The sequence below is a fragment of the Chryseobacterium pyrolae genome, assembly GCF_025153485.1.
Taxonomy (GTDB): domain Bacteria; phylum Bacteroidota; class Bacteroidia; order Flavobacteriales; family Weeksellaceae; genus Chryseobacterium; species Chryseobacterium antibioticum.
Genome location: NZ_JANZQH010000003.1, coordinates 576,757 through 588,944, shown reverse-complemented (window position 1 = coordinate 588,944; position 12,188 = coordinate 576,757). Strand labels below are relative to the sequence as shown.

At 37.7% G+C, this 12,188-nt stretch carries 16 protein-coding genes; 10 read left to right on the top strand and 6 right to left on the bottom strand.

What is annotated here, in order from left to right; translation table 11 throughout:
* Window positions 1–30 precede the first annotated feature (30 nt).
* Together NZD88_RS09520 and NZD88_RS09515 are read left to right on the top strand one after the other, a co-directional pair.
* Entirely contained in the window at window positions 31–231 is a 201-nt protein-coding gene (locus NZD88_RS09520) for a YqaE/Pmp3 family membrane protein (RefSeq protein WP_194306299.1), read from the top strand.
* 169 nt (window positions 232–400) lie between these two features.
* Window positions 401–1,477: a serine hydrolase domain-containing protein gene (locus tag NZD88_RS09515; protein WP_259828890.1), complete on the top strand. Its 1,077-nt coding sequence runs from the start codon at window positions 401–403 to the stop codon at window positions 1,475–1,477.
* Window positions 1,478–1,480: 3 nt separating this feature from the next.
* Here NZD88_RS09515 and NZD88_RS09510 read toward each other — a convergent pair whose 3' ends face one another.
* Together NZD88_RS09510 and NZD88_RS09505 are read right to left on the bottom strand one after the other, a co-directional pair.
* Window positions 1,481–2,884 (bottom strand): MFS transporter, encoded by a 1,404-nt coding sequence (locus tag NZD88_RS09510; RefSeq protein ID WP_259828889.1) that lies wholly within the window; start codon window positions 2,882–2,884, stop codon window positions 1,481–1,483.
* Between the two features lie 39 nt (window positions 2,885–2,923).
* Window positions 2,924–3,487: a TetR/AcrR family transcriptional regulator gene (locus NZD88_RS09505; protein ID WP_259828888.1), complete on the bottom strand. Its 564-nt coding sequence runs from the start codon at window positions 3,485–3,487 to the stop codon at window positions 2,924–2,926.
* An 84-nt stretch (window positions 3,488–3,571) separates the two neighbouring features.
* On the opposite strand from NZD88_RS09505, the gene NZD88_RS09500 reads away from it, so the two are divergent.
* Together NZD88_RS09500 and NZD88_RS09495 are read left to right on the top strand one after the other, a co-directional pair.
* On the top strand, window positions 3,572–3,706 hold the full coding sequence (locus NZD88_RS09500; RefSeq protein ID WP_259828887.1) for a VOC family protein: 135 nt from the start codon (window positions 3,572–3,574) through the stop codon (window positions 3,704–3,706).
* Window positions 3,707–3,774: 68 nt separating this feature from the next.
* Window positions 3,775–4,413, top strand: coding sequence for a hypothetical protein (locus NZD88_RS09495; RefSeq protein ID WP_259828886.1), 639 nt, complete (start codon window positions 3,775–3,777; stop codon window positions 4,411–4,413).
* A gap of 13 nt (window positions 4,414–4,426) precedes the next feature.
* Here NZD88_RS09495 and NZD88_RS09490 read toward each other — a convergent pair whose 3' ends face one another.
* Both NZD88_RS09490 and NZD88_RS09485 read right to left on the bottom strand, forming a co-directional pair.
* Complete coding sequence (locus tag NZD88_RS09490) at window positions 4,427–5,443, bottom strand: NAD-dependent epimerase/dehydratase family protein (RefSeq protein WP_259828885.1); 1,017 nt, start codon at window positions 5,441–5,443, stop codon at window positions 4,427–4,429.
* Between the two features lie 59 nt (window positions 5,444–5,502).
* Window positions 5,503–6,078: a Crp/Fnr family transcriptional regulator gene (locus tag NZD88_RS09485; RefSeq protein ID WP_259828884.1), complete on the bottom strand. Its 576-nt coding sequence runs from the start codon at window positions 6,076–6,078 to the stop codon at window positions 5,503–5,505.
* Window positions 6,079–6,210: 132 nt separating this feature from the next.
* Between NZD88_RS09485 and NZD88_RS09480 the strand changes: the two genes are divergently transcribed.
* Window positions 6,211–8,583, top strand: coding sequence for an outer membrane beta-barrel family protein (locus tag NZD88_RS09480; protein ID WP_259828883.1), 2,373 nt, complete (start codon window positions 6,211–6,213; stop codon window positions 8,581–8,583).
* A 78-nt stretch (window positions 8,584–8,661) separates the two neighbouring features.
* Here the strand turns inward: NZD88_RS09480 and NZD88_RS09475 are convergent, their stop codons facing one another.
* Both NZD88_RS09475 and NZD88_RS09470 read right to left on the bottom strand, forming a co-directional pair.
* Entirely contained in the window at window positions 8,662–9,054 is a 393-nt protein-coding gene (locus tag NZD88_RS09475) for a hypothetical protein (protein WP_259828882.1), read from the bottom strand.
* Entirely contained in the window at window positions 9,054–9,188 is a 135-nt protein-coding gene (locus NZD88_RS09470; protein ID WP_259828881.1) for a hypothetical protein, read from the bottom strand. The genes NZD88_RS09475 and NZD88_RS09470 overlap by 1 nt, the downstream gene beginning before the upstream one ends.
* Window positions 9,189–9,276: 88 nt before the next feature.
* Here NZD88_RS09470 and NZD88_RS09465 point away from each other — a divergent pair, with 88 nt between their 5' ends.
* The 5 genes from NZD88_RS09465 (at window position 9,277) to NZD88_RS09445 (ending at window position 12,013) form a co-directional block, all read left to right on the top strand.
* Entirely contained in the window at window positions 9,277–9,903 is a 627-nt protein-coding gene (locus tag NZD88_RS09465; protein ID WP_259828880.1) for a TetR/AcrR family transcriptional regulator, read from the top strand.
* On the top strand, window positions 9,900–10,367 hold the full coding sequence (locus tag NZD88_RS09460; RefSeq protein ID WP_259828879.1) for a GNAT family N-acetyltransferase: 468 nt from the start codon (window positions 9,900–9,902) through the stop codon (window positions 10,365–10,367). The genes NZD88_RS09465 and NZD88_RS09460 overlap by 4 nt, the downstream gene beginning before the upstream one ends.
* Window positions 10,368–10,377: 10 nt before the next feature.
* Window positions 10,378–11,199: a helix-turn-helix domain-containing protein gene (locus tag NZD88_RS09455; RefSeq protein ID WP_259828878.1), complete on the top strand. Its 822-nt coding sequence runs from the start codon at window positions 10,378–10,380 to the stop codon at window positions 11,197–11,199.
* A gap of 74 nt (window positions 11,200–11,273) precedes the next feature.
* Window positions 11,274–11,864: an NAD(P)H-dependent oxidoreductase gene (locus NZD88_RS09450; RefSeq protein ID WP_259828877.1), complete on the top strand. Its 591-nt coding sequence runs from the start codon at window positions 11,274–11,276 to the stop codon at window positions 11,862–11,864.
* A gap of 11 nt (window positions 11,865–11,875) precedes the next feature.
* Complete coding sequence (locus NZD88_RS09445) at window positions 11,876–12,013, top strand: hypothetical protein (protein ID WP_259828875.1); 138 nt, start codon at window positions 11,876–11,878, stop codon at window positions 12,011–12,013.
* Window positions 12,014–12,188 lie beyond the last annotated feature (175 nt).

Here is a 12,188-nt window from a genome sequence, read left to right as displayed (position 1 = left end):
GTTAAAAACCATAAAAATTAAAATATAATCATGCTACTAGCCATCTTACTTCCCTTTCTTTCCTTCATGTTCCGTGGGAAAATTTTAACCGGAATCATCTGTCTAATTTTACAAATCACAGTCATTGGCTGGCTTCCTGCTGCGATCTGGGCTGCTTTATCTTTAAACAATGCAAGAGCAGACCGACGCAATGATAAACTGATCCGGGCCATGAAACAAAATCAAAGATAAAACCTGATCAACTACGGCTGCAACTACCTATTTCCACAAATAAAACAGGATTGTAAAGCCCTGTAGAAAATAATAAATGATCACATCGGTCATTTTTTTTATTCAATCACTATAAAGCATAACATAGTAATGGTAATTATTCATATCTTTGCATAACAAAACAATAATTATGACGACTCAAAAACTTTTAACAGCCCTTCTATTTCTATTATTTTTTTCCGGAAATAGTCATGCTCAAACCTATGAGAAAAAAATAGACAGTCTTATCCTTACCGGATTCGGCAATCAAAATGAGCCCGGAGGTACATTTCTGGTCTCAAAAAATGGAAAAACGATGTACCGTAAAGCTTTTGGGAAAGCCAATCTCGAGCTGGATGTCAATATGACACCGGACCATGTTCTCCAGATCGGGTCTATGACCAAGCAGTTTACCGCTGTAGCTGTTTTGATACTGGAACAGCAGGGAAAACTAAATGTCAATGATCCTCTTTCAAAATACATAAAAGATTATCCTTCCGGTGATAAAATCACTATACACCATTTGTTGACCCATACTTCAGGAATCAAAGATTTTACAAAAATGAAAGCTTTATCCACCATTGCACAGAAAGAAATGAAGCCCGAAATGATGGTAGATTTCTTCAAAAACGAACCTGTAGATTTTGCTCCCGGAGATAAATTTGAATATAACAATTCGGGATATGTGGTATTAGGTCATATTATTGAGCTGGTTTCAGGACAGACGTATGAAGATTTCATCAAAAAAAATATTTTCGAAAAAGCCGGTATGAGCCACTCTTATTATGCCACCGACCGACAACTTATTCCCAAAAGAGCTTACGGTTACCATCAGAAAGAACATGGATTTGTCAATAAAACCGTCATCAGTTTCAGTGTTCCTTTCTCATCCGGTTCCCTGATGTCTACAGTTGATGATCTCGTGAAATGGCAACAAGCTTTAAACCAGAACATACTGCTCAATACATCTGAAACGAAAAAAGCCTTTCAGAAATATAAGCTGAACAGTGGCGAGGAATTTACTTATGGATACGGATGGCACCTCAAAGATATCAATGGTACTCCGGACAGGGAGCACGGTGGAAGTATTTTCGGGTTTAAAAGTATGGGCGTGTATATTCCTTCTGAAGATATTTACGTTATAGGACTCAGCAACTGTGACTGCCACTCACCCACGGAGATCACGAGAAACATCGCAAAATTGACATTGCAGTCCGTAAAAAAATAATCACTACATCTTCCTTTTTGGAAGTATACTTTCCGGAACCTTTACCATCGAAAATAAAACAATAAAAAGACAAATTATATTGACGGCCAAAGCGATTGAAAAAGCAGTATGATAATGCTGTGGTGAAGGCTTTATTCCAAGGAAATGATAAAAAACACTTCCCACTGCAATAATTCCTACAATAGCAGCAACCTGCTGAAAAGTATTGTAAACTCCTGAAGCATTTCCCGCCAGCTTTTGTGGCAGTCCGGACAGTGCAATTGTAGCCAGCGAAGGAATAATAGAACCTACGCCAATCCCGTGAAAAAACAGCAAGAGACAAAGCATGAAAAAGGGAGTTTCCCTATTAAATAAAAAGATTTGCAGCATAAGAACGGTCATGATAAGGACCAATCCACTCACTAAAAATTTTTTACCATACCGTAAAATGAATTTCGATGAAAACAAGGAAGCCAGAATAAAACCAAGTCCCTGGAAAACAATAATTTCTCCGGCAGCCAAGGCCCCGATCTGCAGTCCATCCTGAAAAAACAGTGACAGAATATAAAAGTAAGAATCCAGCATAATGAAGAAAAAAGAAACCGCCAGAATTCCCAGATTGAAATTCGTATAGCTGAATAATGTGAAGTCGATCAGATAAGATTTTCCACACTTCAACCTCATCTTTTGAGTTTTGACAAAATAAACTAAAATACCTGCTGATAGTAAGATCAACAGTATACTTTTCATCTGAATTCCCTGATGTTCGGACATGGTGAGGGCATACGTAAAACAGAACAGTCCGGCCGCCAGCACAATAACTCCGAAGAAATCAAAGGTATTTTTCCCAACTGTCATTTTAGATTCAGTTAAGAGTCTTTTGCTGAAAAATAAAGCCAGCATACAGATTGGAATATTGATCAGAAAAATAAGTCTCCAGGATTCCTCCATCATGGTCAATGATGAAAAATAACCACCCAGAAACTGCCCTAAAATGGTACCCAGCCCGATTGTTATTCCATACCATCCCATTGCTTTTATTCTTTCTTCATGTCCTGTAAATAAAATCTGTATCATCGACAGGACCTGCGGAGCCATAAGCGCCGCGCTGATTCCCTGAATAAACCTTGAGATGACGAGCAGAGCTGCACCGGACGAAACTCCACAAGCCACAGAGCTCAGCATAAAAAATGCCAACCCGGTCATAAAGATCTTTTTTCGACCGTACATATCCCCTAGCCTTCCGCCTGTAATCAAAAATGAAGCAAAACCGATCAGGTAAGACGCAATCATCAATTGCATTTCCCCATTGGAAGCTTGAAGGTCACGCTGAATGGATGGGATGGACACATTGATAATGAAAATATCCATAATAGTCAGGAACTGACCGGATAATATCACCATCAATTTCAAATATTTATTATTCATTTTTATATAGATATATCTATTTATTATTTCGCAAAAAAATTAAGGCAGCTGAGCCTCAATCATTTTTTGAATCTGATCAAAAGAATCTGCATTTTTATTGATGGTAGAAGTTACTACAGCTCCTTCTATCAATAGAAAAATACTTTCCGTGGTTAAATCAGCATCAAACTCTTTTTTACTTTCTGCATATCCGTTGACCAGTGTTCTGATCATTTCTTTCTGTTTACCCTTATGTTTTTTTACGAAATCAGAAACTACAGGACTGCTGTCTCCCACTTCAGCACTAATTTTAATGAAATGGCAGCCTCCAAATTTTGATGATTTCTGCAACTTTTTGCGGTAATCCAGTAAAGAGAGGATTTTTTGTTTGGGTTCCGAAATTTTAGCAGAATGTTCTTCAAACCCCTTGAACCATTCTGTCTCTTCTTTGATAAGATAAGCCTGAAGAAGATCATTTTTGGAAGTGAAGTGGTTGTACAGCGATCCTATAGCAATATCTGCTTCAGCAATAATCTGGTTAATGCCAGTTGAATTGAACCCCTGTCTGTAAAACAGATCTGAAGCCACCCTGATGATCCTTTCCTGTACTTTTTCTTTTTTCATCCCGAAAATTTTTACAAAGGTATATAAAAAATAGATAAGTCTATCTATTTTAAAACAGAAAGCATCGATAAATAGCTGAGTAAAGTGCTTCAGAACGGAGGAAAAATCCTCTATCCGAAAAAAATCAATGAAAAATACGGTTTCGCAGTAGCTGAATTAGAAGATTCCGAAGGAAACAGAATAGCAATTCATGAAACCGTTAAAACAATTAATAATTGACCGCATAACATTTTCAGTTATAGTCCCTACATATTTTGTATCTTTAGTTACCACTTTACAAATAAATCATGTGGTACAAAGCAATGGCAGAAGAACTGTATTTCATCAAAACCAATCCCAATATTGCCAAAATCAATTTGTACAATAAACTCTGCCGCGAAGAGGAAAGCATTATCGGCTTTCTTCATGATGATGCCAAAGTGAGTCTTGAGATCATTAAAAATAAGGTGAAAGATTCCGTAGACCATCTTTCCAAAGAAGAACTCTCAAGTATTTTTACCTGGTTCACCAATACCTTTCCAACAGACAGTGAAGAGGCTAGGACCCAGCTTTTCATCCATGGAATTGATCTTTTTTACGAAATCCCGAAAAAAGAAAACGTACAGCTATTTCAGGACATTCTTTCAGATTATGAAAATTATTCTAAACAGAATCTGGATTTTATGGTGGATGCTCAACATTTCAACCAGTTTTTGGTCTACGGTCTGTTTTTCACGGACATTGCCCTGGAAAAAAAAGGAAGCTGCACCGTCCTTTCGCATTATTTGAAAACAGATTACCCTGCTCTATATGCTCTCGCAGAAGATCAGTTCCGTACAAAAGGTTCTGAGCAGCATAATCATCTTGACCTGCAGCATTATTTCGGGGAGCTTTATGACCTTACCAAATACTATAAAGGAACAATTATCAAGCTTCATACCTTATAAAAAAGAGGCTTTTTCAAGCCCCCAGAATATTTTTATTTTTCATCAGGTAAGCCAGTGCTTCGGTTACCGCCAGCTTGGGACTTTTAGGATCAAATCCCAATTCATTTCTGGCTTTGGAAATGTCAAAATTCTGCTGCAGTCCGGAAAACATGGCAATATCTTTCCTTGTGAGCAAAGGAGGTTTTCCGCTTAGTTTAGCGGTCAGTTCCATCATCCCTGCAATAGCATACAGCAATGGTTTTGGGACAGCACTAGGCACTTTCAAATTCAATTCGGGATAAAGTTTAGCGGCCAAAGCAGTCGTATCTGTAATTGTCATGCATTGTTCATTCGCCAAAATATAACGTTCCCCTGAACGTCCTTTTTGAGCCGCTAAGTAACATCCTTTGGCGACATCCTTTACATCGATCCAATTCAGAGTAATTTTTGTATCTACCGGAATTTCTTTGTTCAGAATCAGTTTCAGGATATGATAGGAGACATTCAGTGGAAAAAAAGCCTCACTTCCGATCATGGCAGCAGGCATCACAGAAACCAGCTCAATACCCAGTTCTTTCGCCATTTCAAAAGCCAGTTTTTCGCCATCGTTTTTAGAATTGTAATACATATCTCTCCTATCCGGATTGTAGCCCCCACTTTCGGTTGCCGGAAGTTTTGTATAATTTAAAGCAGCGATGGAACTTACATAAACGATCTTCTTTACACCTGCTTCGGCCGCAGCCTCAATGGTATTTCGGGTTCCGTTGATATTAACATCATAAATTTCTTTTTTGGGATCTTTCGCCCACAGTTTAAAAGAAGCGCCTACGGCATAAAATGTTTCTACGCCTTGCAATACTTTTACAAAGGAGGCTTTATCTGTGATATCCGCCTGCACGATTTCGCAGTTCAACCCTTCAAAAGGTTTTGTATTGTTTTTATTTCTTACAGCAGCCCGTACAGGAATGCCTTCCTTCAGTAAAAGTCTTACCAGATTATTTCCCAAATGTCCGTTGGCCCCGGAAACGAGGCTCAGATTATTCTTTGTCATTGCATTGATTTTAATACGGCAAAGTTCATCTTCCCGGATCGGGAACCACTTGACTTTTGTTAGTTAATGATCTTTTTCCGGATCCTGCTGAGACTTTCCGGTTTCATGCCTAAAAAAGAAGCGATATACTGAATGGGTACGTTCTGAATAATTTCCGGATAATTCTCTATGAGCTTTAAGTAGCGCTGTTCTGCATTTAATACAGACAGTTCTTTGGAACGGTTTTCATTGTAAGCAATAGACTGCTGAAATACGGAAATGCTAAAATCCTTCATACTCTGGCTGCTGCTTACCAATTGATCAAGGTTCTCTTTGGTGATCCTTAACAGCTCACAGTCGGTGATGCATTCTACATGATCTTCTGAACGGGTCTGGCTGATAAAATGGGTATAAGAGGTGAAAAATCCGGGAGGGCAATTGATATGGGTGGTCACCTCATTACCGTTCTCATCCATATAAAACAGCCTGAGATATCCGCATACGATATAATACAGATATCCGGGAATCTTTCCAGCTTCTTCCAGCAATGTATTTTTAGAATAACTGACTGGCTCAAAGTACTGTTTGATCACTTCAATTTCATCAGAATTAAAATGAAAGTCAGAACCTATGTACTGTAAAAGCTTGTCGTGCATGATGAAATATTTTTCGGATATCTTACAAAAATAATCAAAAGAAAACCGGATGCGAGACCAATCACTTTAAATATTTTTCACTTTTCATGTAATGTCACCGCTTGATGAACTGTTATGTATAAAAAGCCAACCATGAATCGAAAGATTATTCTTCTTTTAAGTCTTGTCTCATCCTCTTATTTTTTTGCCCAAAGCATTGAAGGTACCGTGACCGACCTGCAAAACAAACCGGCACCGGAAACCGAAGTACTGATCACTAAAGCAAATACAAAATTTTCTGCAATCACGGATGAGAACGGAATATTTAAAATTCCATTAAAAGAAGACGGAAACTATATCCTTGAACTCATAAAAGACGGTGTAAAAACCAACAGCGAAACAATTACCGTAAAAGGGAACTCAAAAAAAGATATTCAGCTTAAAGAAGCACCTGTAGAGAAAAAAATTGAAGGGGTGACTCTGACTGCAAAGAAAAAACTGTTTGAAAGAAAGGTAGACCGGCTGGTTTTCAATGTGGAAAATTCTGTCGCCTCACAAGGAATTGATGCGGTAGAAGCCCTTGCCAAAACACCGATGGTACGAGCCACAGATGATGCCATCAGCATTGCCGGGAAAAGTAATGTTGCCGTGATGATCAATGACCGATTGCTAAATCTGAACGGACAGGAGCTTATCAATTATCTTAAAACCATCCGGTCCGATGATATTCTTAAGATTGAAGTGATTACCACACCGCCTTCAAAATATGAAGCAGAAGGAAAAAGCGGACTGATCAATATTGTCCTTAAGAAAAACGCTAATCTGGGCTGGAACGGCTCGTTTCAGACTTCAGGAAGCTATTATGGCGGAAGGCCGACAACTTCAACACGAAGCGGTGCTACTTTTAATTATCAAGGGGATAAACTGTCGGTTACCGGAAACCTGTCTATCGGGGACAATTACTGGGAAAACCGTTCTTATAATTACCTTACCGGAACTACGGATAACAATTACTGGAAAACCAACAGTACCAGCAGCAACAATTACCGCTATAAAGGGGGTGGTTTGAAGGGAGAATATAAGATCAATGATAAAAATCTGGTAGGAATCAATTACAACTATTCGTTCAGTAATCCATTGGAGCAGGGTGAAAGCAAAGCCAATATTTTTGATAAGGAAGGTTATCTTGATGTATTCTCAAATTACAGCAACAAAAACCGTAGAAATGTTCACAATGCAACTGCCTTTTATGATGTTAAACTGGATTCCCTGGGTAGTAAACTGAGCGTAACAGCGAATATGATGCTCAATAATTCCAATGCGAGAAATTTTTATAATACCATCACTTCTGATCAGGTTTCCACTTTTGCGAATCCGGTCAGTAAATACAGAATTTATTCCGGTCAGGCCGATCTGGAAAAAACTTTTGGAAAGGTAAAAACGGAAGCCGGGTTGAAGTATACAAAAATCAAAAATGACTCTGAATTCAATTTTTTCAATATAGAAGACGAGCAGTATATTCTTAACACCAAAAGGACCAATACTTTCTTTTATAATGAACAGAATTATGCGGCCTACGCATCGGCCAGCTTTAAGATCAATGACAAACTGGATGCAAAAGCCGGACTTCGTTATGAATACACCACCCTGGAGGGAATTTCCATGAATGATGATTCTTCAGCTAAAATTAAATATGGAAAGCTGTTTCCGACCGCTTACATCAGCTATAAGCCAAACGAAAATAATGCATTCTCACTGAACTATTCAAGGAGAATCTCACGTCCTTATTTTGGAAACCTGAATCCGTTTAAATTCTATGTTTCCGAATTTGAATACAGTACAGGAAATCCTTATCTCTTGCCTTCGTTCTCAGATAATTTTGAGTTTGGATATGTTTTAAATAACAATTTTAATGTCACGCTGTACTATAACTACAATAAAGATAACTGGGACAGAATCCAGATAGTGGAAGGCAAATCAAAATACAGCATCGTTAAAAACTTCTACAATCAGGACCAGGCAGGAATCAATATCAGCTACAATTACAACAAGCTGAAATGGATGGAGTCTAATATTTTCGTGAATGGATACTATGCCAAGACAAAATCTTACGATCCTACTGCCATAGCGGCTCCTGAAGGATATAGTGCCAACTTTAATGTGGATAATAATTTCTTTCTGAATAAAAGCAAGACACTTACTTTAATGCTCGGACTTTGGAGCAATCTTCCGAACAGGGACGGAAATACGTATTATTATGCCAATGCTTCGGTCTATACAGGAATGAAACTAAACCTGATGGACAAAAAGCTGTTGATCAACCTGTACGTCAATGACCTTCTGAATACCAACCGTAACAAAGGGATAGAATACTACCCTAATTATGATGTAGAATATTTCAACAAAGGGATCACCCGAAATATTTATCTTTCTGTAACGTATAAATTTGGGAACAATAATGTGAAAGGAGCTACGAAGGAAGTGAAGTTCGAGGAATCCAGCAGGGCAGGCGGAGGAAGCAATTAGGCTTTATTTTATAGTTAAAGAGCAGATAACTTTGATTATGCTGCTACAAAAATATTAGCCGGCAGAATTCTGATTTATTCAGGATTTCTGTCGGTTTCCTGTTTTAAAATAAAATCTGGCGAACCGAAAACTCTTTAGTTTCATTAAATAATAGATCATACCTCCTGTCAAATAAGCCACAACATCCAGAATATCTCCAGTAAATCTTTCTGAAAGTACCGGACAGACCACTTCAAAAAGCAGTGACAGATATATTGTGGAAGTCAAAATAAATTTAAAATCAGGCTGCCAGTGATATCCCAATATAACATTCATCAGATATTTTATCAGGTAAGCGTACATGGGAACGGTGATGAGATCTGTAAAATGATTGTTGATCACCGGAATAAGAATCCCGATTTTTCTAAGAAAAATGATGGAAGCCCAGCCTGCAAGTCCCAACATAAACCAATATGAAATTGTATTTTTCATCACATATGAAGTATCGCCATAATCAATCCGATGATAATCTGCAGTATTTTCACTAAGGCCTCCTGCACATCTTTTCCTTTTGGGGAATCTCTGCTTTCGGTGGTTTCGTAATTGAACATTTTTTTTCCTTCCATCCTGATCGATTTTCTGATGCAAATATACTAAAATTAGAACAAATGCTCTAATTTTGAAATATAAATTAAACTCTCTTATATTTGATGCATGAAAACGAAGGATAAAATATTATCAAAAGCATTAGAGTTATTTAATGAAAAAGGCTATAATAATATCACAACAAGACATATAGCAGCTGATCTGAATATGAGTGCGGGAAATTTGCATTATCATTTCAAATATTCGGAAGATATTATTAAGATCCTTTTTTCTGAACTGATCCTTAAAATGGACGTTTTACTGAATGATCTCCAGAAAATAGAAAACAAAACACTGGAAGATCTTTATCATTTTACTTTTTCAACGTATGATGTTTTTTATTCTTTCCGTTTTATTTTTATGAACTTTTTTGATATTTTAAAAAATATCCCGGCCATAGAATCCCAGTATGAATCCATCAACGTTACGAGAAAGGATGAATTTCAGGTTATTTTCAAAGGTTTTCAGAAAAATAACATTTTCAGAAATGACATTCCTGATTTTATACTGAGAAGCCTTACCACACAAATTTTCATCATCGCAGACAACTGGATCATTCACAACAGTCTTGCTTTCAAGATGAATAAAGAGGAGGCGGTAAAGCATTATGCACTTATTCAGATGAATCTGTTTTATCCTTTGCTTACTGAGGAACAGCAGAAACTTTATATAGAAAAATACATCAGCGAGTCATGATCATCAGAAAAGGAAATATTAGTGACCTGTCGGAAATGCGCAGACTTTTTACAGATACCATTACTTCGGTATGTAAAAACGACTACAACAGCGAGCAGATCGAAGCCTGGAGATCAGGAACGGAAAATGAAGAAAGATGGATGCAGGTGATGGACAGTCAGTTTGTAATCGTAGCCAAAATCAATGGGCAAATGGCAGGATTTTGTACCCTTGAACGAGGGAATTATATTGATCTTCTTTTCGTTCACAAAGATTTTCAGCATCAGGGAATTGCCCGGAAAATGTATACCTTTATAGAGCAGGAAGTCACCATCCGGAAAGAAAAAACATTGGCTGCCGATGTAAGCAAAACAGCAAGACCTTTCTTTGAAAAAATGGGGTTTCGGGTGATCACAGAGCAAACGGTGAATGTAAAAGGAATTGATCTTACCAACTATAAAATGGAGAAAGACCTGAACTCATAGAATCCAAAAAATGCAGGAACCACAGCCAGAATATCACCAGCTTAAAATATCAGTTCCCAAAGAATTTGAAACCGTGTTCACGCATTTTTATTTCGCAGAAAATAGTTCTCCCAATCCTGTTACCAAGACACTGCTTCCCTCCTACCAAACGATTATGCTCTTCTGCTTTGGAGCTAATGCTTTTATGACGACTCAGGAAAACACTACTGTTGAGGTGAATCAATGTGTTGTTTTAGGACCTGTTCGTCAGGTATTTGACTATACATTACCTCCGGGAAGCTCTATTCTGGTCGCCAATTTTAAGGACGATGCTTTTTACCGCTTCTTTGGAAAAGCTATGATTTCTAATAAAGGAACACATCCGGACGAACTTTTGCAGGACAATTGTTTTACGGATCTTTGGCATCAGATCTCAAAATTCTCTTCTCCTGAGGAAAAAACCAACCATATTCTTAAATTTTGTATGCCTTATCTTCAGGATCAGGACGAAACAAGCCGGTTGCTGAGCAATTTTGAAAACATCAGCCTGAATCCCGTAAAAACCATCGCAGAACAAACCCATCAGAGTGAAAGAAACATCCAGCTCAAGCAGAAAGAACAGTTCGGGTATTCTTATAAAGAGCTTGCCCGTTACAGCCGTTTTCTCAAAGCAATTGACATGATTGAAAAAGAACTGGCAAACCGGAAAAAGATCGAATGGTTCAGCATTATCGACGAATGTGGCTACTACGATCAAAGCCAGCTTATTCATGACTTCAAACATTTCATCGGTATTTCCCCTTCTCAGTATGTAAAGTTTCAGAAGGATATCTGTCGTTCAGGACCGGAATAATTCCTTTCGTTTTCTTACAATTTTTGCAGTTCCCGTTGCTCTACTTTTGTCTCATTAATTTAAACAATAAAACGATGAGACATTTAATCATTTACGCCCATCCCAATGAAAACAGCCTGAATAACCGTCTACTTCAAACCGTTATTGAAAGTCTGGAAAAAGAAAATCACGAAATAGAAATCAGAGACCTTAACAAAATAGGCTTTGATCCGGTCTTTTCACTGGAAGATATGCAGGGACAGTTGGCAGGACAGCTTTCGGATGATGTAAAAACGGAACAGGAATATATTTCCCGGGCTGATCAGATCACCTTCATCTATCCAATCTGGTGGACCGGAATGCCCGCTATTATGAAAGGCTATATCGACCGCGTTTTCAGCTACGGCTTTGCCTACCGTTATGACCAAGGGGTACAAAAAGGGCTTTTGAAAGGTAAAAAAGCAGTCATTATCAATACCCACGGAAAATCCCATGAGGAATATGAACGTATGGGAATGGATAAAGCACTTACCCTTACTTCGGATAACGGAATTTTTATCTACAGCGGTTTTGAAATCATTCAGCATTTCTTTTTTGACAAAGCTGATAAAGCTTCTCCTGAGGAAGTGGAAATATGGAAAGAGCAGATCAGGAATACCTATTCACAACCTGTTTTTAACCTTTAAACCAATCAATAATGGAAAAATTAGCAGCAAAACAGACAGTCAGTCCTCTATTATTCAGGACTTATAAGCTGATCAAAAAAATCATCAAATACAGTTTATTTATAACGATTCTTTATTTTGCTTATAAGGGATTTATGGCATGGAATTAGCTTCAAGAGCGATAAGTAAAATTGTTTTGAAACCTTTATTTTAAACCATTAGGATTCATAAACTGTTAAAGAACAGTAAGTTTTTTATAAATCTTAACTGATATGGAACTTTACAGCGGAACTTAATGGTTTAAATATTGTATTACCATCAAAAAGCTTTTATATTTACATTATC